This window comes from Micromonospora sp. NPDC047740 (assembly GCF_043204735.1).
Classification (GTDB): domain Bacteria; phylum Actinomycetota; class Actinomycetes; order Mycobacteriales; family Micromonosporaceae; genus Micromonospora.
Map to the genome: position 1 here is coordinate 52,066 of NZ_JBIDCT010000019.1, position 20,038 is coordinate 72,103.

Sequence of the window (20,038 nt, forward strand, 5' to 3'; positions counted from 1 at the left end):
CGACGGACGGGGTGAGGACGCGTGAGCACACCCGCCCCCGCCGTACCCGCGCCCGGCGCGGACACCGAGGGCGTGCAGGCCGCCGCCAGCGCGGCGGCCCGCGGCACCCGGCTGCCCGGCTGGTTCGTCATCCTCTGGCGCAACCGCAAGTGCCGCGTCGGCATCCTGATGCTCGCGGCGTTCGTCCTCGTCGCGGTGTTCGCTCCGCTGATCGCCCCGTACGACCCGCGCGACGACGCATCCCCGACCTCGCTGGGCCCCACCGCCAGCCACTGGCTGGGCACGACGGCCCAGGGCGAGGACGTCTTCTCCCAACTGGTCGTCGGCGCCCGTACCTCGCTGGTCGTCGGTCTCGCGGCCGGCGTGCTCTCCACCCTCATCGGCCTGGTCATCGGCCTCACCGCGGGATTCGTGGGCGGCTGGGTCGACGAGGTGCTGTCGTTCCTCATCAACCTCGGCCTCGTCGTGCCGGCGCTGCCGCTCATGGTGACGCTCGCCGCGTACGCCCCGGTTCGCGGGCTCTGGCTGATCATCATCGTGATCAGCGTGACCGGCTGGGCGTACGGCGCCCGGATCAAACGCTCGCAGATCATCACCCTGCGTACCCGGGACTACATCACGGCCGCCCGGTTCGCCGGTGACCGCACGGCCCGGATCATCGCCCGAGAGATCGTGCCGAACATGACCTCGCTCATCGTGGTCGGGTTCATGGGCGCGGCGCTCGGTGCCATCGGCGGCGAGGCGGGCCTGGCCTTCCTCGGGCTCGGCGACCCGCTGACCGTCAGCTGGGGGACGATGCTCAACCAGGCGAGCCTCGGCGGCGCCATGCTCACCGGCCAGTGGGCCTGGCTGATTGCCCCCGGCCTGGCGCTCTCCCTGCTCATCACCTCCTTCACGCTCATCAACTTCGGCATCGACGCGCTGAGCAACCCCCACCTGCGGGAGGACTGACATGGCTCTGCTCGAGGTGGACCACCTCTCGGTCACCTACACCCCCCGCGACCAGCCGGCGAACCGGGCCGTGCACGACGTGTCGTTCCACATCTCCGACGGCGAGTTCGTGGGACTGCTCGGCGAGTCCGGCTGTGGAAAGTCGACGCTCGGCAACGCCGTGCTGCGGCTGCTCTCACCGCCGGCGCGTATCACCGGTGGCCGGGTCACCTTCGACGGCGTCGACCTGACCACCGCCGACGAGGAGCGGTTGCGTGAACTGCGCTGGGTGGACCTGTCGACCGTGTTCCAGAGCAGCATGAACTCGCTCAACCCGGTGATCCGGGTGCACGCGCAGTTCGCCGACACGTTCGCCGCGCACAAGGTGCCCGGCGACGTCACCGAACGCGCCACCGAGCTGCTCGAGCTGGTGGCCCTGGACCGGCGGGCGCTGCGGGCGTACCCGCACGAGCTGTCCGGCGGCATGAAGCAGCGGGTGGCCCTTGCGCTCGCCCTCGCCCTGCGCCCCAAGCTCGTGCTGCTCGACGAGCCCACCACCGGGCTCGACGTGGTGGTCCAGCGGGGCATCCTCACCCGCCTCGCCGAGCTGCGCCGCGAGCTAGGCTTCGCAGTGCTGTTCATCAGCCACGACCTGGGCACCGTGCTGGAGATGGCCGACCGCGTCATGGTGATGTACGGCGGCGAGATCGTCGAGGACCGTCCCGCGCCCGACATGCTCCGCGACCCCCGACACCCGTACAGCCGCGGCCTGCTCGGGTCGTACGCCGATCCGCGCCTGCCCGACGTCCGGGTCAGCTACATCCCGGGCCGGCCGCCGGACCTGTCCCGGCCGCACACCGGCTGCCTCTTCGCCGCCCGCTGCCCGCACGCGGAGGACGCGTGCCGGACGACGCATCTGGACCTGCTGCCCGATCGGAACGGGCTGGTCCGCTGCCTGGTCGCTCAGGAGGGCCGGCTGCCGGTGGTCACCCTCGGCACCGCCCAGGCCGCCGCCACGCCGGGCAGCCACTTCCCGGCCACGGGCAGCCTCGACCGGCGGGCCGACGCCGCCGAGACCGCCCCCGTGCTCACGGTCACGGGCGTGAGCAAGCGCTACCCGACCCGGCGGGGGCTGCGGACCAGCACCGTCGAGGCAGTCCGCGACGTGTCCTTCGCGCTGCGCCCCGGCGTGGTGACAGCCCTCGTCGGGCAGAGCGGCAGCGGCAAGTCCACCCTCGCCCGCATCGTCACCGGAGTGGAGCGCCCGACCAGCGGTGAGGTCCGGTTCACCGGCGACGCCGGCACCGACGTGCGGGTGGACCGGTTGCGTGGCGCGGCCCTGCGCGACTACCGCCGGCACGTGCAGATGGTGTTCCAGGACCCGTTCAGCGCGCTGAACCCGACCCGCACCGTCGCGTACGCGCTATCCCGGCCGCTGGCCAACTTCGCCGGCCTGCGCGGGGCGGCCGCCCGCGACCGCGCGGCGCAACTGCTGGAGAGCGTCGGTCTCGCCCCGGCCGGCCAGTTCCTCGACAAGCTGCCGCACCAGCTCTCCGGCGGTCAGCGGCAGCGGGTCGTGACCGCGCGGGCCCTCGCGCCCGACCCGCGGGTGCTCATCGCCGACGAACCGATCTCCATGCTGGACGTGTCGATCCGCGCCGAGATCCTGGAACTGCTCGGCGACCTGGTCCGCGGCCGCCGGCTGGCGATGCTCTACATCACCCACGACCTGCTCAGCGCCCGGCTGCTGGCCGACGAGGTGCTGGTGCTCAGCCAGGGTGTGCTGGTCGAGCGCGGCCCCACGCGGGAGGTGATCGGGGCGGCCCGCGACGACTACACGCGGCTGCTGCTCGACTCGATCCCGAACCCGTTCGCGAAGTCCGCAGCCGGAAGGCCCGCGGCCACGATCTGAGCGCTTGGGCCGCCGACCGCCCGCCCGGGTGGGGCCCGCCACCGATCGCGTGGAGGGGCCCTCACGCCAGCCAGGCGGTCGCGCGAGCGGGCAGCTTGTCGTCGACCGGGGCGCTGGCCAGCAGCAGCCGGTCGCCGTGCGCGCGCCAGTCCACCGGCGCGTCACCGAGGTTCACCAGGCAGGTCGGGCCGCCCGGCCCGCGGCGGAAGGCCAGGCACTCGGCGGGGGCGTCCCGCCAGGTCAGCTCCACGGGCCGCCCCCGCCACCACGCGCGGCGCAGCGCCAGCGCGGCCCGGGTCAACGCCAGCGGGGAGGCCGGATCGGCGCTCTGCCGCGCCACTGACAGGGCATCCCAACCGGCGGGCTGGGGCAGCCACGGGGCCGACCCGTCCGGGCCGAAGCCGTACGGCGCCGGGCCGTCGATCCACGGCAGCGGTACCCGGGCCCCGTCGCGGCCCCGGTCGGCGCCGCCGGAGCGGCGGAACACGGGATCGCGGATCGCCTCGTCGGCGAGCGCCACCTCGGGCAGGCCGAGTTCGTCCCCGGCGTACAGGTAGACCGCGCCGGGCAGCGCCAGCATCATGAGCAGCACCGCCCGGGCACCATCGGGCCCCCACCGGTCGGCGGCCCGCCGCACGTCGTGGCTGCCGTGCACCCAGGTCGGCAGCCGGCCATGCCGTCCGGCGGCGGCGAGCAGCGCGTCGACGCCGTCGCGCCACGGCTGTGCGCGCAGCGGCCAGTAGAGCGGGTCCATGGCGAACGCCTGCCCCAGCTCGTCGGGGCGCAGGTAGGGCGCGAGCACGTCCGGCCCGCCCCAGGTCTCCGCCACCCCGAGCCGGTCGCCGGGGTACGACGCCAGCACCCGCGCCCACCGCCGGTAGATCTCGTGCACCTCGTCCCGGTCGCTGTACGGAGCCGGGTCGCCCGGTCGCCACCCGTCGGGCAGGTCCGGGTACGCGGGGTCCTTCGACAGCGAGCCGGCGGCGTCGAAGCGCACCCCGTCCACGCCGCGGTCCAGCCAGAACCGCAGCGTCGCGAGGGCGTCGGCGGCCACCTCCGGGTGCTCGTGCCGCAGGTCGGGCTGCTCGCTGTCGAACAGGTGCAGGTACCACTCGCCGTCGCCGAAGGGCGTCCACGCCGGACCGCCGAAGATGGACGGCCAGTTCGTCGGTGGCAGAGCGCCGTCGGGGCCGCGTCCGGGCCGGACGTGGAACCGGGCGCGCTCGGGCGCGCCGGGGCCGGCGGCACGGGCGGCCACGAACCAGGGATGCGCCGACGAGACGTGGTTGAGCACCAGGTCGACGACCACCCGCAGGCCCAGGCGGTGCGCGTCGGCGATCACGCGGTCGGCGTCGGCGAGGGTGCCGAGCCGGGGGTCGACATCGCGGTGGTCGGTGACGTCGTAGCCGGCGTCGTGGTCGGGACTGGGGTAGAAGGGCGTGATCCACAGCGCGTCGACGCCGAGGGCGGCCAGGTAGGGCAGGCGGCCGCGCAGGCCCGGCAGGTCGCCCAGCCCGTCGCCGTCGCCGTCGGCGAAGGAGCGGACGTACGCCTCGTACGTGACGGCCTCGCGCCACCAGGGTCCGGTCATCGCGGGGTCAGCTCCAGCAGGGACAGCGACGGCATGGGCAGGGTCAGGGGCAGGGTCAGCCGGCCGTCGTCCGGCGTGACGGTCCGCGGGGCCGCCGCGTCGGCGAGCGTGTCGGCGGCGCGCAGCGCGGCCCACTGCTCTCCAGTGGGCCAGCCGTCGACGCCGAGCCGGCGGGCCGTCGCGGCCAGGCTGGACGTCTCGTCGTCCAGCCGCCGGTGCCGCAGCCCGTACGCCCCGCCGGGCAGGCCGCCCAACCGCAGCCGTACGTCCCGGCCGAGCCGGCTGCGCTGCTCGGGCCGGTCCAGCACACCCTGGTCGAGCGTGCCGTTCCACACCACCACGGCCACCCGGCCCGTCTCCGGGTCGACCGATGGCCAGGCGCGGACGAGGGTGCCGGCACCGTCCCCGGCGAGCCGGGCGGGCAGCCGCACCGGTCCGAGCCGCTCCAGCACCCACAGCGCCCAGAACCGGGGCTTGGCCAGGCTGCCCACCGACAGCAGCCCGAACCCGCCGTGCAGCAGCGCGGGCGGGCGGCCCAGCTCCTCGAAGTGGTCGCTCGCCACCCAGCAGGCCAGGGCGTCGACCCGGCCGGCCGCCTCCTGCATGCCGGTGGCCACGAACGCGGCCGAGAGCACCGAGTCGTTGACCGGGGCGAAGTGGGTGGGGGAGGGGCCCCACTCCGTCCAGAGCAGCGGGGTGCCGGCGCGGCCGTGCCGGGCCAGCGCGGGGCGCAGGTCCAGCGGGGGGCTGCCATAGACGTGGGTGGAGAGAAAGTCCAGCGGCGCGCCCGAGGCGTCGACGTGGTCGAGGAACGGCTCGACCCACCTCGTGGCCGCGGTCGCCGGCCCGCCGACGGGCAGCCCGGGGCAGGCCGCGCGGACCGCCCGGGCGGTCACGTCGTACATCCGCAGGTAGTCGTCCCGGGTGCCGGTCCAGAAGCAGTCCAGGTCCGGCTCGTTCCACACCTCGACGGCCCACCGCCGCAGCTCCGTGTCCCCGACGCGGCCCCGCAGGTGCCGGATCAGGTCACCGACCAGCGCCGCCCACCGGTCCCAGTCCTTCGGGGGGCTGGACACCCCGGCGGCGGTGACCTCACAGGACGGGTCGCGGGCCAGCGCCCGGGGCACGAACGACAGCTCCAGCACCGGCCGCAGGCCGGTGGGGGCGAGCGCCTCCAGCACCGCGTCAACGCCCGCGAAGTCGTGTACCGGGCGGCCGTCCAGCTCCCGGTAGACGCCGAGGTCGTCGCCGAGGATGCCGTGGGCGCGCACCCGCCGTACGCCCAGCTCGTGGTGCACCCGCCCCAGCGCGGCCGCCAGCCCGGCGCCCATCGGCTCGCCGCCGACCCGGTCGGTGCTGAGCAGCAGGCTCAGGTGTTCGGAGCCGACCGTGTCCCGCCACGGCCGGTGCACCGGCCCGGCCGGGCGGGCCACGTCCACGTCGATCTCGACGAGCGCGTCACCGTCGGCCCGCGCGGCGACCGGCGCCGACGCCGCCCCCAGCGGGCCGTCGTCGGGCCGGTCCGGGTCGTACACCGGGCGCACCGCGTACCGCACGGTCCGCCCGGGCTCGACGGTGGTGTCGGCGTACGGCGGGCCGGGCACCGCGAGCAGGTCTCCGCCTCGGTGGTCGACCACCCGGAACGGGCCGTCGCCGTCGGCGCGGTGCACCAGGTAGCCGGCGGCGCCCGGCACGGGGTCCCAGTCGACGTCGACCTGGCCCCGCCCGGGGCGTACCCGGACACCGCCGCCGCGGCCCCCGGCCGTCCGTGCGGTGTCCGGCCCGGCCGCCCCGGCGGCGGAGGCCGCCGTGCGTGGTGCGGGCGTGGCGGTCACGGCCTCAGCTTCCGGCGACCTCGACGAGGACGGCGCCCGGCTGCGGCAGGTGCAGCTCCACCACAGCGGCCCCGCCGTCGGTCCCGGTCTCGACCTTCTCCGCCGCCAGCGAGTCGACGGCGCGCAGCGCGTCCCACTGCTCGCCGACCGGCCAGTCGCCGATGCCGAGCCGCTCGGCGAGGGTGGTGATGTCGCCGTGCGCGCGGTCGAGGCGGGTCACGGTCACGGTCCGGCCGGCCGCGCCGTCGACGGCGAGGCGGATCCGCCTGGCCAAGGCGGGGTCACCGTCCCGCTTGGACTGGTCGAGGGTGTGCGCCCAGACCAGGACGGCGAGGGTGCCGTCCGTCCGCCGGCTCGCCCAGGTCTGGACGAGGCCTTCGGCGCCGTCGCCGGACGCGCCCACCGGCAACTCGGTCTCGCCGAGCTGACTGAGCATCCGCAGCGCGTGGTAGCGCGGCTTGGCGATTCCGCCGACGGTGATCAGGCCGAAGCCGCCGTGCAGCAGCCGCGGCGGCCGGCCCAGCTCCTCGAAGTGGTCGCTCGCCACCCAGTACGACAGCGCGTCGACCCGCCCGGCCGCCGAGCGCATGCCGCTGAGCAGGAAGGTCGCGGCGGACGTGCCGTCGTTGACGGGGTGGAAGTGGGTCGGGGTGACGCCCCACTCGGTCCAGAGGATCCGCGCGTCCGGGAAGCCGAGCCGCGCGAGGGTGGGACGCAGGTCCAGCGGCGGGCTGCCGTACGTGTGGGTGGAGACGAAGTCCACCGGCGAGCCGGAGCGGCGGGCGTGGCACAGCAGCGCGTCGACCCAGCCGGCGGCGGCCGACGACGGCCCGCCGACCGGGATCCGGGGGTCGACGTCCTTGACGGCGCGGGCGGTGACGTCGTAGAGCCGCATCCACTCGTCTCGGGTGCCCGACCAGAACACCTCGAGGTTGGCCTCGTTCCACACCTCGAAGTCCCAGGTCAGGACCTCCTCGCCGTACCGCTGCAGCAGGTGGGTCACGAGAGCGCGGACCAGCGCGGCCCAGCGGTCCCAGTCCTTGGGCGGCGAGATGATTCCCCGGTACTCGAAGACCGTCCGTTCCGGGTCGCTGGCCAGGTCGCGGGGCATGAAACCGATCTCGACGACCGGCCGCAGCCCGGTGGAGAGCAGCAGGTCGTAGACCCGGTCGACGCCGGTGAAGTCGATGACCGGCTCGCCGTCCACCTCCCGGTAGACGCCCAGGTCGTCGTGGAGGATCGAGTGTGCCCGGACGGTCTCGACGCCGATCTCGTCCCGTACCCGGCGCAGCGCCGCGAGCAGCTCCACGCCGACCTCCCGGCCCCCGGAGGTGTCGGTGCAGAGTAGCTGGGAGAGGCGTTCGCTGCCGATCATCGGCTGCCACGGGCGGGCCAGCGGCGCGCCGGCGGCGGCCGCGTCGACGATCAGGTCGACGGTCGGGACGGTGGCGGCGGCGGGCAGCGAGGCGCAGGTGACGGTGGCGCCGAGCGGCCCGGTCACGGTCACCTCGGGAACGGCCGCCACAGCGTACGCGTACGGCTGCCCCGGCTCGCCGGTGGTGTCGACGTACCACGTGTCCGGCACGGCGAGAACGTCACCGCCGAGGTGGTCGACGGGGACCAGCTCGCCGTCGACGGCGCCGTCGCGGACCGGCGCCCGGTGTACCAGGTAGCCGACCGCACCGGGCATCGGCGCCCAGGAGAGGTGGACGTGACCGACCCCGGGAACCGCGGTCAGCCCGTCCGGCGGCGCGAGGACGGGCGTGCCGTCCGTCGTGCCCTCCTCGTCGCTGCGCAGCGCGATCCGCGCTTCCCAGTCGGATCGGGCGTCGGCCGGGTGGTGGTCGCTGGTGCTCGTCACCGGGGGCACCTCCTGCTGTGTCGGATCATCCGGTCTGAGCACTGTAACCGGTTTCTGTCGTGGTCGCGCCCCCCGGGTCCGCGACTTTCTGGGTCTTGTGACGTGCCTGTGGGTTGCTGGTTGGGGACTGGTGACGGGGCACCGCAGCTGCCGTCGCAGCGGCTCCCCCCGCACGAATCGGCCTGTGACATGCGTCAGCGCCCTCGTCCAGGATGACCCGCTGCCACGCCCCATCACCGGAATCAGGTGGCGTTGAGGTGCTCAGGTTTGCCGAGCCTCAGCCAGGCGAGTACATCCACGGTGCTGTGACGTATCGCCCACACCCAGGGGCCACCGAATCCGACAGCCGACACCTACAGTCGGGCCATGAGCACCTCTGCTGTCAGCAGGCGGAACCTCCACCATGCGTCCTGACCTTTCGACCAGGGTCATGAACGCGGGCCGGATCAGCGGGGCGCCATCCGGATCGCTCCGTCGAGCCGGATCGTCTCCCCGTTGAGCATCGGGTTGTCGATGATGTGCTCGACGAGGGCGGCGTACTCGCTGGGCTGGCCCAGTCGGCTCGGGTGCGGCACCTGCTGGCCGAGGCTCTCCCGGGCGGCTTCCGGCAGCCCTGCCAGCATCGGTGTCTCGAACAGGCCCGGCGCGATGGTGACCACGCGGATCTGCGACGCCGCGAGTTCCCGGGCCACCGGCAAGGTCAGGCCGACCACGCCGGCTTTGGCGGCCGCGTACGCGGCCTGCCCGATCTGCCCGTCGAAGGCGGCGACGGAGGCGGTGTTGACGATGACGCCGCGTTCCTCACCGACCGGTTCGACGGTGACCATCCGGGCCGCCGCGAGCCGGACGACGTTGAAGGTGCCGATCAGGTTGACCTGCACCACCCGGGTGAAGGTGTCCAGCGGGTGCGGCCCGGTCCGTCCGACCACCCGGGCCGCCGGGGCGATACCCGCGCAGTTGACCACCACCCGCAGGTCGCCGAGTTGGCCGGCCCGGTCGAGCGCGGCCGACACCGACGCCTCGTCGGTCACGTCGGCCTCGGCGAAGGTGGCGGCGGCGCCGAGTTCGGTGGCGGTCCGCTGGCCCGCCGCGCCGTCCCGGTCAACAAGCACCACCTGGGCTCCCCGGTCGACAAGTCGGCGGGCGGTGGCCCGGCCGAGACCGGAGCTGCCCCCGGTGACCAGGGCCACCGCGTCGACGATCTGCATGGAGGCTCTCTTTCTGTTCGGGGGTCAGCCGGTGGCCTGACGCCGCCACAACACGGTGCGCTCCCCGGGCTCCCGGCGTAGGTCCCAGGGCGAGAGGTCGAGCGTCGGGTCCGGCCGGCCGGCCACCTCGCGGGCGATCGCCTCGGCGACCGGCGGCCCGTGCATCGCGCCGTGGCCGACGAACGCGATGCACCACAGTCCCTCGTCGACTCGGCCAACGTACGGATGGCCGTCGCCGCCGACGGTGGGCCGGGCGGTGAGCTGGTGGGTGATCGACAGGTCGGTCAGGTCTGGCGCCCGCTCGCCCGCCGCCTCGAAGAACAGCTCGGCGAGGTGCTCGTGGTCGCGCGGGGCGGGGTTGCGGCTGAGCATGGCCAGGACCAGCCCGCGCCCCTCCCGCTCGACGCAGAGCCCGGTGTCCAGGTCGATCGTGGTAGGGATGGGCAGACCGTCGTACGCGGTGTCGGTCAGCAGCGCGTAGTGCATCACCTCGCGCATGTCGAGGGTGACGCCGAGCGGTGCCAGCAGGTCCCGGGTGCCGATGCCGGCCGCCACCACGACGTGCTCGGCCACGATCTCCTCAGGCCCGTACGCGTGCCAGCCGTCCGGCCGGCGCTCCAACCGCTCGATCGGGAAGTGCTGGCGGACCCGGGCCCCGAGTTCCCGCGCGCCGCGCAGGTATGCGGTCACGCCATCCATCGGCATGACGTGACCGTCCTGCGGGGTCCACGAGCCGCAGCGCAATCCGGTGGTGTCCACGAAGGGCACCAGTTTGGCGATCTCGTCCGGCCCGAGCAGTTCGATGTTCGGCATGCCGGCGGCCCGCTGCACCTCGGCGTGGCGGTGGAGGATCGCCGTGGTGTCCGGGTCGGCCGTCAACATGAGGTAGCCGTCCTGGTGAAAGGTGCAGGGCACCCCGAAGACGTCCTCGATCGTCTTCCAGAACGTCAGGCCCCGGCGGGAGCACTCCACTTCCAGCGGGGTGCCGTACTGCTGTCGGATGTTGCCGAACGACCCGCCGGTCGCGCCCGCGCCGTGCACGTCTCCCTCGACGAGCAGGACATCGGTCACCCCTTCGCGGGCCAGGTAGTAGGCGACACCCGCGCCAACGATGCCACCACCAATCACCAGAGCCTGCACATGTTCGGTGCCCATAGGTCAAACCTCCTCGGCCGCGCCGTCGCGCGACCGCAGCATACCGAACGATCGGTCGGGAGCGTTAGTCCTGGAATTCGCCGGCTCACGGCTCGACGCGGTGCTAGCCAGGTACGCATCGACCACGTCCGAGGCGCGGGCGAACCACACCCCGTCCAGGCCGGCGGCATACTCCAGGAACCGGCGAACGTACCTGGACTGGTGGGCCTGGCCGGACAGGTGCGCGTGCAGCGAGACGGTCAAGCAGGTGCCGGTCCCCGTCGACTCGGCCAGCAGCCGGTCCAGGTGCGCCCGGAGCGCGTCGCCGAAGTCCCACGGCGTCTGGGCATACCCGCCGAGGACGAACAGGTCACTGGTGTCCACCGACAACGGCAGGGACACAATGGACCGCTCGCCGGCTCGCATCTGATAGGGCTGGTCATCGTTGCCCCAGTCGAGCAGGTAGTCGTAGCCGACCTCGGCGGCGAGCACCGGTGTCCGATCCGACTCGCTCATGCCCGGCCCCGACCAGCCCCGGGGGGCCGAACCGGTTGCCGCGCCGAGCACGGCGAGTGAGCCGGCGAGCAGCCCGGTCTCCGCCGCCCCGGTCAGCTTCGACGTGACCAGATGGTCCCCGGTCGGCCCGTGACCGACCAGTTCCCCACCGTGTTCCAGCACGTGGTTGACCAGCCGTGGCGCGGTGCGGACCACGGTGTCGCTGATCGGGACGGTGGCCGGGGCTCCGACCTCTGCCAGCAGCCCGGCCAGCCGGAAATAGCCGACCCGGGAGCCGTAGTCCGCGAGGCTGGCCACCGAGACGTCCAGCCAGGCCGGTGCGCCCGGGGGCCGCCAGCCGGCGGCGGCTGGGTCGGTGAGTCGGGACTCGACGGCCACGGCGACCACCACCGCCACCCGGGCGCCGTGGGGCCAGCGTAGCGGCGGCCGGTCCGGCAGCGCCGAGTACGGGTAGAGCCGGTGGTCCATGCCGTCGGCAACCAGCCGCCGGCCCCGGTGGTAGGGCTCGGTCATCGCTGCTCCTCCGTGCTCGTCCCGCCCCACCAGGCGTCCGCGCCGATCGTGGCGATCTCGGTCCCGGTGGCCACCCAAACGTCTGGCTGCTCCACCACGTATCGCAGGGTCCGCTCCAGCGCCTCCTGCCGGGACGGGGCGTTGACCGCGTACGGGTGTAGGCAGACCGCCAGCACCTTCGGTCGGTGCCGGCCCTCGTCGTACAGCACGTCGAACTGATCGGTGACCACCCGGGCGAATGTCGCCGCGGAGTGCTGCATCCGGCCGATCAGCGGCGAGTCGTTGAGCGCGAGGCTGTACGGCATCGACACCAGCCGGCCGGTGCGGACCCGCAGCGGGCACGGCTCGTCGTCGTGCAGGAAGTCGGCCAGGTAGCTCACCCCGGCCTCGGCGATCAGGTCCGGGGTGGCCGGGGTGGTGGTCAGCGACGGCCCGAGCCAGCCGGTGACCGGCCGGCCGGTACGCCGCAACACCGTCTGCTGAACGTCGTCGATCAGTTCGCGTTCGGCGTCGACGTCGAGGCCGGCCACGTACCGGGTGTTGTAGACCCCGTGGCCCATGAAGTCGACCGGGCGCGCGGCCAGCGCCTCGGCGATGTGCGGGTAGTGGTCGAGCACTGCGGCGTTGATCGAGATGGTTGCCTTCAGCTCGTACCGGTCGAGCAGGTCGAGCATCCGCCACAGGCCGACCCGGTTGCCGTAGTCGCGCCGGGCATAGTTGACGACGTCCGGATGCGGTCGGGCCGGCCAGGGATCGCGTTGCGGGTGGGGCCGGGGGAGGTACTCGTAGTGCTCGACGTTGACGATGAGCCAGAGCGCCACCTTGGCGGCGCCGGGGAACACCAGCGGCGGGCGGTCGATTATTGCCGAATAGTCGTATCGGGTCGGTGCTTCCACCATGATCTCCTCGCCGCCCGGGAACGACATCCGCGCCCCGCGACCGTTCCGGGCCAAACCGGGCGTGTGGCGCAGCGGTCGACCCGCCGGCCAGCGGCGACCCTGCTGCGAATCTACCGACCGTTCGGTCGCTATTCAATCGGCCGACGAGGTCGAACACCACGAGAGACCGGGCAGGTCAGGCGGGTGCGACGACGGGACTCAGCCGGCTGGCTGGGCCCGCCTGGATCGGGCCGCCGGGGCGATCGTGCGTGCCACCCCGGGCTCCGGCTCGTCGGTCGTCGGCGTGCGGTCCAGGCCGCTCAGCACCATGTCCAGGAACGAGTCGGCTACCTGCTCGGCGGTGAGTTCGCCGTCCGGGCTCATCCACAGGTAGGTGTAGTTGAACATGCCCAGCAGGCCCTTGACCATGATCGGGCCGGCCTCCCGGAACTCACCGCCACGGACACCGTCCTCGACCACCCGCCGCCAGTACGACTCGTACTCGTCGCGGGCCGCGTAGATCTCCGCTCGCCGTTCGCCGGTCAGCGCGCCGAAGTCGGTGAAGAAGACGGTCCACTCGGCCCGGTGGTCGCTGATGTTGCGCAGCAGGGACCGTGCCAGCTCCCGCAGCCGGGTGCGGGCCGAGACGTCCCGTTCGGCGATCTCGTTGGCCAGCTTGTTGAGTCGCTGGACCTGGGTCCGGCTGATCTCGAACAGCAGGGACTGCTTGCCGTCGATGTAGTGGTAGAGCGCGCCCCGGCTCAACTCCAGCTCGGCGGAGAGCTCCGCGATGCCGGTCGCGTGGTACCCGTTGCGGGCGAACAACTCGGCCGAGGTGCGCAGGATGCGCTCCCAGGTGGAGTCGATGGTCCCGGCCGGCGCTCCCGCCGCGGCGCCGCCACCCTTACGGGCCGTACGCCCGGTACCCTCCGGCCGTGCGCCCGCCGCCGGACCCGGCTTCTTCCGGGTCTCCTCGGTACGCGTTCCCGCCACTCGTGACACAGCTCGACCTCCGATTCAGCGTCCGACATGCTGTCGGCGGCTGAAGTAATGGTTTTTCCCGTACCTGAGCCGGCTCGATCGTATCGAGCCGGCCCCCTCCCCGACGGTGGTCATCTAACCCGCCGCCGGGCCACGCCGGGTAGTCGGGTACTCAGTTCCGCGACGATCTCGGCCCGGTGTTCATCGATCGAGGGCGGACGGGACCGCACCGACCCCGGGGTGGCCGACAGCCGGGCAGCCACCCCGATCTGCGACACGCCGTCGGGGGTCCGGACCAGCACGCCGCGCCGCTCGGCCAGCGCCATCCCCTCGGCGAAGGACCGCACCCGGGTCACACACACGTCGGCGTCGCCGAGCACCGTGTCGACCTCGGCAGCGGTCCGCGCGGCGAACCACGCTTCGAGGTGCCGGCGGACGTGGTCCACCAGTTCCGGCTCGGCGTGGCCGTTGCCCAGGTCGGGCCGGCCGGTGAGCTGCAGCAGTCGCTCGTAGAACCACGGCTCCAGCGCGCCGACGGCATACCAGGAGCCGTCGGCGCTGCGGTAGCTGTCGTACTGCGGCAGTTGCCCGCTGAGGAAGAACCGCCGGGCCCGTAGGTCGGCGCCCCGGGCGAAGTGCAGGCTGGCGGCATGGCTGAGCAGCGAGAAGGCGCCGTCCAGCATGGCCAGATCGATCTCCTGCCCGACCCCAGTCCGCTCCCGGTGCAGCAGCGCAACCATGATCGCGTACGCCGCCATCAGCCCGCCCCCGGCGAAGTCGGCGAGCAGGTTCAGCGGCGGCACCGGACGCCCGGTCGGGTCGGCCATCGTCTCAAGCATCCCGCTGAGCGCGAGGTAGTTGAGGTCGTGCCCGGCGGCCTGGGCCAGCGGACCGTCCTGCCCGTACCCGGTGATCGAGCAGTACACCAGCCCCGGGTTGCGTTCGCGGCACCGCCGCGCGTCGACCCCGAGCCGCTCGGCCACCCCCGGGCGGAACCCCTCGATCAGCACGTCCGCCCGGTCGACCAACCGGTCCATGATCTCCCGCTCGGCCGGGTCCTTGAGGTCCAGGCTGATGCTGCGCTTGTTGCGGCGCAGGGCCGCGTACCCGCTGACCTCCGGGTCGCGTTCCAGTTCCCAATAGCTGTTGGTCTCCCGGCCCCGGGTGGACCCGCCCGGCGGCTCGACCAGCACCACGTCCGCGCCGAAGTCGGCCAGCAACATCGAGCAGTACGGTCCGGGCGCCTGCCGGGACAGGTCGACGACCCGAATCCCGGCCAACGCCCCCGTACCCGGCGGCGAGCCCGCCCCGGCCTGGTCCGACTGGTCCTCCGTCACGTCACATCCTCCTCTTCCGGCGCGGCCCAGTTACGGCAGCCGCTCGATGATCAGCGCGTTCGCCATGCCGCCCGCCTCGCAGATGGTCTGCAACCCGTAGCGCCCACCGGCCCGTTCGAGGTTGCCTAGGAGCGTGCCGAGGATGCGGGTACCGGACGCGCCGAGCGGGTGGCCGAGGGCGATCGCCCCACCGGCCACGTTCAGCCGGTCCGGATCAGCACCGAGTTCCCGCTGCCAGTACAGCGGCACACAGGCGAACGCCTCGTTCACCTCGTACCGGTCGATGTCGTCGAGGGTGAGGTCGGCCCGGTCCAGCACCCGCCGGGTGGCCGGCACCACGGCGGTCAGCATCAGCCGGGGATCGTCGCCGCGCACCGCGGTGGCCACCACCCGGGCCCGGGGACGCAGGCCCAGCCGGTCGGCGGCGGCCCCGCTGACCACCAGGGCGGCCGAGGCGCCGTCGGTCAGCGGCGACGAGTTGCCGGCGGTGACCTGCCAGGTGGCCTCGGGGAACCGGGCAGCCAACGCCGGGGAGTGGAACGCCGCCCGGAGCCCAGCCAGCGACTCGACGGTGGTGTCCGGACGCAGCGTCTCGTCCGCCAGTCGGCCGGGCCCCGCCTCGGTCCCGGGGCTGACCGGGACGAGTTCCCGGTCGAACCAGCCGGCCGCATTGGCCTGGGCGGCGCGCTGCTGGGAACGGACCGCATACTCGTCGAGGTCTGCTCGGGTGAGCCCGGCGGTGGCCACCACGAGTTCGGCCGAGACGCCCTGTGGCACCAGCCCGTCAGGCCAGCGGCGGGCCACCCCCGCACCGTACGGGTCCCGGTCCAGCCAGTTGGACCACATCGGGGCCCGGCTCATCGACTCGACCCCGCCCACGATCACCACGTCCTGCGCGCCGGACTGCACCGCGTGTGCGGCGAAATGCAACGCCTGCTGGCTCGACCCGCACTGCCGGTCCACGGTGGTCGCTGGCACGCCCACCGGGAAGCCGGCGGCCAGCACGGCCTGTCGGGTGACGTTCATCGCCTGCTCGCCGGCCTGGGTGACGCAGCCGCCGATCACGTCGTCAATCACCGCCGGGTCCAGCCCATTGCGGTCGACCAGCGCGCGGAGCACTGCGGCGAGCAGATCAACCGGGTGGGTGTCGGCGTGCCGGCCACCCGGCCTGCCTCGGCCGGAGGTGGACCGGACGGCGTCGACGATCAGCGCCTCAGGCATGGCCGGTGCCGGCGAACGCGTCGGCCCAGTCGTGCCCGGCGACGAGTTCCCGGGCGGCGACCAGATACTGGATGGTGGGCGGGCCCTCCTCCAGCCAGTTCAGCCGGGCGTCGCGATAGAGCCGTTCGATCGGGGTGCGGCGGGTGTATCCGATGCCGCCGTGCACCAGCAGCGCCCGGTCGGTGACCCGGCCGACCGCCTCCAGCCCGAACAGCTTGCACAGTGAGGCCTCCAGCGGGATCCGCTGGCCGGCGTCCCACTTGCGGGCGGCGTCGAGGAGCATGTGGCGCAGCGCGTACACGTCGGTAGCCATCTCGGCGAGGTAGCGCTGGACGGCCTGCCGGTGGGCGATCGGCTTGCCGAAGGTGACCCGCTGGCGGGCGTGCGCCAGCGACAGGTCCAGGGCGCGCTGGGCGGTGCCGAGCGAGCTGGCCGCGATGAACACCCGGCTGATCTCCAGGGCCCGTTCCAGGTGCTCCTGGCCCTGGCCCTCGGCGCCGATCCGGTTCGCCGCCGGGATGCGTACCCCGTCGAAGACCAACTCGCCGTGCTCGCCGCCCTTGCAGCCCATGGTCTCCGGCAGCGGGGTGATGGTGAATCCGGGCCGGTCCCGCTCCACGACGAACGCCGACACCTCGGTCGCCGAGGTGCGGGCGAAGACGATGAAGTGCGAGGCGATGTCGGAGTTGGTGATCAGCCACTTGCGTCCGGTGAGGACGTACTCGTCGCCGTCGCGGTGAGCGGTCGAACCGAGGTCGGCGCCGGTGCCGTGCTCCGGTTCGGTCAGCGCGAAGGCGATCGAGTGCCGGCCGTCGGCAGCGCCGGGGAGAATCGCCGCCTGCTGCTCGGGGCTGCCGATCTCGGACAGCGCGTGCGCGAACGAGTTGTGCACGTGCACCAGGACCCGGATGCCGCCCTGCACCTTGGCGAACTCGGCGATGACCGGCAGGTACTGCTCGATGGTCAGGCCGAGGCCGCCGTACTCCTCGGGGACGAGCAGCCCGAAGGCACCCATCTCCCGCAGCGTCGGGATCAGGGTCTCCAGCGGCAGCCGCTCCTCGTCCTCGATCTGGGTCTCCAGTGGATCGAGTTCTCGCCAGATCCGCGAGAACAGCCGATCCCTGAACGTGTCGTACTCGGATTGATTCATGCGTCCTCCCGGCTCCACGCCAGCGATGCGAGGCCTCGGGGCCGGTCGTGTTACCCGCGGCGCGGGCCGAGCATAACAGCCGACCGACCGTTCGGTATAGAAGTGTCACGGTGTGGCTTCCGGCACCGCCCGCCGGTGGTCAGGGCGGCCGGGACGGTGCCCCCGGTGACCAGGGCGTCGATCGCCGCCGCGTACGGCGCCGGGTCCAGCCCCTGGGCGCCGACCCACCGGTCGGCGTAGTAGGTGTCCGCGTACCGCTCGCCGCCGTCGCAGATCAGCGTCACGATGCTGCCGGTACGCCCGGTGCGCAGCATGTCGGCCACGATCCGCAGCACGCCCCACATGTTGGTGCCGGTGGACCCGCCGACTCGGCGGCCGATCATGGCCGAGGTCCAGCGCATCGCCGCCACGGTTGCCGCATCCGGCACCCGGATCATCGCGTCCACGACGTTCGGCAGGAACGACTCCTCCACCCGGGGCCGTCCGATCCCCTCGATCCGGGAACCCGGCGCCGTGACCTCCCACCGACCGGTCGACCAGGCGTCGAAGTACGCCGAACCTTCCGGATCCACCACGCACAGCCCGGTGCGATGACGCTTGAACCGGGCGTACCGGCCGATGGTCGCCGCGGTGCCCCCGGTGCCCGCACCGACCACGATCCAGTCCGGCACCGGATACCGTTCCCGCGCGATCTGGCCGTAGATGCTCTCCGCGATGTTGTTGTTGCCGCGCCAGTCGGTGGCCCGTTCGGCATAGGTGAACTGGTCTATGAAGTAGCCGTCGGTCCGTTCGGCGAGGCGGTGCGACACCTCGTAGACGCTGCCCGGGTCGTCGACCAGCCGGCAGGATCCACCGTAGAACTCGATCAGCTCCAGCTTCGCTGGACTGGTCGACGCCGGCACGACGGCGACGAACGGCAGCCCGAGCAGCCGGGCGAAGTACGCCTCGCTGACCGCGGTCGACCCGCTGGACGCCTCGATGACGGTCATCCCCTCGCGGAGATTGCCGTTGGCCAGCGCGTGGCTGAACAGTGACCGGGCCAGCCGGTGCTTCAGTGAGCCGGTGGGGTGCACCGACTCATCCTTAAGATAGACGTCGATGCCCCACTCGACGGGCAGGGGCAGCACGTGCAGGTGGGTGTCGGCGCTGCGGTTGGCGTCCGCCTCGACCAGCCGGACGGCCTCGCTGACCCAGCTCCGATCGATGTTCGCCGGTGCCCAGTCGACCCCGTCGGGCCGGTCGTCGTTTGGCATGTACCCAGTTCCCTTCGCCGGCCCGGATGCGGCCGGTCACCGCCGGGTGGCGGTGACCGGCCCTATCCGGGGTGTCTGCCGACCCGGTGCTGTTACGCCGGTCGGGCCCAGGTGGTCTCGAACATCAGGTTTGGCAGGCCGTTGACGTTGGTGACCTTGTCCGTGGTGACCACAGGGTTGCGGAGCTGGTAGAGCCAGATCACCGGCGCGGCGTCCCAGGCGATCTTCTGCGCGTCGCAGTACGCCTGCTTGCGCTCATTCTGGTCGGTCGCCTCGTTGCCCTTGTTCACCAGTGCGGTGTACTCCGCGTTGTCCCAGTAGGTGGCGTTGAGCCCGTTCGGCGGCAGGTAGTCGTTGCGCATCTGGAGCAGGCTCTGGCTGGCGTCACCGTAGAGGGTGCCCCAACCGAGCAGCGACGCCTCGTTCTTCGCCTTGTCCAGCGGGACGTAGAGCTGGGACAGGTAGGTCGGCCAGTCGGTCGGGTTGGCCAACGAGACGTCCAGCCCGACCGCCCGCAGTTGCCCGACCACGGCCTCGGCGACCTTGTAGTCCTGCACATAGCGACCGTTGGGGGAGACCACCGACAGCTTCATCCCGGCCGCCCCGGCCGCGCTGAGCAGCTTCTTCGCCTCGTCCGGATTGTAGTTGTAGGGCTTCGGCATGGGGCAGGAGCCGAAGACGTTGCCCGGCAGCGGGCCGTTGATCTCCTTGCCGGCGCCGAACAGGACGCTCTTAATGATCGCGGACCGGTCCACCGCGTAGTTCAGCGCCCTACGCACGTCGGGCTTCTTCAGCAGCGGCTGACTCGCGCTCTGTGTGTTGAACACGAGCTGGATCACGTAGCTGGTGTCCGCCCAGATCACCTTGGTGTTGCCCTGCTCCAGGGCGGGCAGGCTGCTGGCTGGCGGCGCGGCCAGCACGTCGGCCCCGCCGGACTTCAGCAGCGCCTCCCGGGCGGACGCCTCCGGCACGATCTTGAAGACCTGCTTAGCGTACGCCGGCTTCTCACCCCAGTAGGTGGCGTTGCGCTCGAAGGTGACGTCCTGGCCCTTGGTGTAGTTGGCCAGCTTGTACGGCCCGGTGCCGACCGGCTCCTTGATCTGCTCGACGGTGTTCGGCGCGACGGTCGCCGATTTGGGGGAGATCATGCCGGAGACCGGAAAGGACAGTGCGGCGGGCAGCGGCCCGAACGGCTTCTTCAGGTTGATCTTCAGGTGGGTGGCATCGACCACCTCGACCCCGGAGATCACGGTGAGCACGTTCGGGGCCGCCTTGAAGGTCTTCGGGCTGATCACCCGGTCGAAGTTGAACTTCGCCGCCGTGGCGTCGAACGGCTCGCCGTCCTGGAACTTGACCCCCTCCCGCAGGGTGAACGTCCAGCTCAGCCCGTCCGGTGCGGTGCTCCATTCGGTGGCCAGGCTCGGCGCGATCGAGCCGTCGGGCTTCATGGCGGTGAAGGTCTCGACGTCCATCTTGAGTAGCTGCATCACATTGGTGGTCACCTGGGCGGCCGGGTCCAGCGTGTCGATGTCGAAGCCGATCGCGGTGGTCAGCACGTTGGCGGAAGCGGTGCTGCCTCCCGAGGAACCAGTCGGGCCGGAGCAACCGGCAATCAATAGGACGGCGAGTGTCGCCGCGACAAGTCTGCGCTTCACGGTGGGCCTCCACTCTCAACGGGTGTCAGGGGGTTTGCGGAGAGCAAGCCTTCCTGGCGGGAA

The 20,038-nt window shown here is 72.6% G+C and carries 14 protein-coding genes and 1 pseudogene; 2 read left to right on the forward strand and 13 right to left on the reverse strand.

Translation table 11 applies throughout. The annotated features are described in order from the left end of the window. Positions 1-21 precede the first annotated feature (21 nt). Complete coding sequence (locus ACGF4F_RS29330; protein ID WP_393082237.1) at positions 22-951, forward strand: ABC transporter permease; 930 nt, start codon at positions 22-24, stop codon at positions 949-951. Between the two features lies 1 nt (position 952). Next, positions 953-2,842 carry an ABC transporter ATP-binding protein gene (locus tag ACGF4F_RS29335; RefSeq protein ID WP_393082240.1) on the forward strand — a complete coding sequence of 630 codons (1,890 nt, stop codon included), beginning with the start codon at positions 953-955 and terminating at the stop codon, positions 2,840-2,842. 61 nt (positions 2,843-2,903) lie between these two features. Here the strand turns inward: ACGF4F_RS29335 and ACGF4F_RS29340 are convergent, their stop codons facing one another. The 13 genes and pseudogenes from ACGF4F_RS29340 to ACGF4F_RS29400 form a co-directional block, all read right to left on the reverse strand. Continuing rightward, the gene (locus ACGF4F_RS29340) at positions 2,904-4,433 is read right to left on the reverse strand and encodes an alpha-amylase family glycosyl hydrolase (RefSeq protein WP_393082243.1); all 1,530 of its coding nucleotides are present in this window, start codon (positions 4,431-4,433) and stop codon (positions 2,904-2,906) included. Then, a complete protein-coding gene (locus tag ACGF4F_RS29345; protein WP_393082246.1) occupies positions 4,430-6,268 on the reverse strand; it encodes a xylan 1,4-beta-xylosidase in 1,839 nt (612 codons plus the stop codon). Before ACGF4F_RS29345 ends, ACGF4F_RS29340 begins: the two co-directional genes overlap by 4 nt. Before the next feature lie 4 nt (positions 6,269-6,272). Beyond that, positions 6,273-8,129, reverse strand: a complete 1,857-nt coding sequence (locus ACGF4F_RS29350) for a xylan 1,4-beta-xylosidase (protein ID WP_393082249.1) — start codon at positions 8,127-8,129, stop codon at positions 6,273-6,275. A 446-nt stretch (positions 8,130-8,575) separates the two neighbouring features. After that, positions 8,576-9,337 carry an SDR family NAD(P)-dependent oxidoreductase gene (locus ACGF4F_RS29355; protein ID WP_393082252.1) on the reverse strand — a complete coding sequence of 254 codons (762 nt, stop codon included), beginning with the start codon at positions 9,335-9,337 and terminating at the stop codon, positions 8,576-8,578. Between the two features lie 24 nt (positions 9,338-9,361). Beyond that, entirely contained in the window at positions 9,362-10,492 is a 1,131-nt protein-coding gene (locus ACGF4F_RS29360; RefSeq protein WP_073835880.1) for an FAD-binding oxidoreductase, read from the reverse strand. A gap of 3 nt (positions 10,493-10,495) precedes the next feature. Beyond that, entirely contained in the window at positions 10,496-11,500 is a 1,005-nt protein-coding gene (locus ACGF4F_RS29365) for a hypothetical protein (RefSeq protein ID WP_393082255.1), read from the reverse strand. After that, the gene (locus tag ACGF4F_RS29370; RefSeq protein ID WP_393082258.1) at positions 11,497-12,396 is read right to left on the reverse strand and encodes a polysaccharide deacetylase family protein; all 900 of its coding nucleotides are present in this window, start codon (positions 12,394-12,396) and stop codon (positions 11,497-11,499) included. Before ACGF4F_RS29370 ends, ACGF4F_RS29365 begins: the two co-directional genes overlap by 4 nt. Positions 12,397-12,597: 201 nt before the next feature. Beyond that, on the reverse strand, positions 12,598-13,380 hold the full coding sequence (locus tag ACGF4F_RS29375) for a TetR/AcrR family transcriptional regulator (protein ID WP_393082261.1): 783 nt from the start codon (positions 13,378-13,380) through the stop codon (positions 12,598-12,600). A gap of 110 nt (positions 13,381-13,490) precedes the next feature. Then, on the reverse strand, positions 13,491-14,696 hold the full coding sequence (locus ACGF4F_RS29380) for a CaiB/BaiF CoA transferase family protein (protein ID WP_393082264.1): 1,206 nt from the start codon (positions 14,694-14,696) through the stop codon (positions 13,491-13,493). 30 nt (positions 14,697-14,726) lie between these two features. Beyond that, positions 14,727-15,917, reverse strand: coding sequence for a thiolase family protein (locus ACGF4F_RS29385; protein ID WP_393082267.1), 1,191 nt, complete (start codon positions 15,915-15,917; stop codon positions 14,727-14,729). Further along, positions 15,910-17,067 carry an acyl-CoA dehydrogenase family protein gene (locus ACGF4F_RS29390; protein WP_393082269.1) on the reverse strand — a complete coding sequence of 386 codons (1,158 nt, stop codon included), beginning with the start codon at positions 17,065-17,067 and terminating at the stop codon, positions 15,910-15,912. Before ACGF4F_RS29390 ends, ACGF4F_RS29385 begins: the two co-directional genes overlap by 8 nt. A gap of 146 nt (positions 17,068-17,213) precedes the next feature. Then, positions 17,214-18,320: pseudogene (locus tag ACGF4F_RS29395) on the reverse strand (PLP-dependent cysteine synthase family protein); the annotation flags it as partial. Positions 18,321-18,412: 92 nt separating this feature from the next. Continuing rightward, a complete protein-coding gene (locus ACGF4F_RS29400) occupies positions 18,413-19,975 on the reverse strand; it encodes an ABC transporter substrate-binding protein (protein WP_393082272.1) in 1,563 nt (520 codons plus the stop codon). Positions 19,976-20,038: the final 63 nt, after the last annotated feature.

Excerpts from the sequence above, each read along its gene's own strand:
- ACGF4F_RS29335 (WP_393082240.1), top strand. The coding sequence starts at position 953 with ATGGCTCTGCTCGAGGTGGACCACCTCTCGGTCACCTACACCCCCCGC.
- ACGF4F_RS29340 (WP_393082243.1), bottom strand. The coding sequence starts at position 4,433 with ATGACCGGACCCTGGTGGCGCGAGGCCGTCACGTACGAGGCGTACGTC.
- ACGF4F_RS29355 (WP_393082252.1), bottom strand. The coding sequence starts at position 9,337 with ATGCAGATCGTCGACGCGGTGGCCCTGGTCACCGGGGGCAGCTCCGGT.
- ACGF4F_RS29360 (WP_073835880.1), bottom strand. The coding sequence starts at position 10,492 with ATGGGCACCGAACATGTGCAGGCTCTGGTGATTGGTGGTGGCATCGTT.
- ACGF4F_RS29365 (WP_393082255.1), bottom strand. The coding sequence starts at position 11,500 with ATGACCGAGCCCTACCACCGGGGCCGGCGGCTGGTTGCCGACGGCATG.
- ACGF4F_RS29385 (WP_393082267.1), bottom strand. The coding sequence starts at position 15,917 with ATGCCTGAGGCGCTGATCGTCGACGCCGTCCGGTCCACCTCCGGCCGA.
- ACGF4F_RS29390 (WP_393082269.1), bottom strand. The coding sequence starts at position 17,067 with ATGAATCAATCCGAGTACGACACGTTCAGGGATCGGCTGTTCTCGCGG.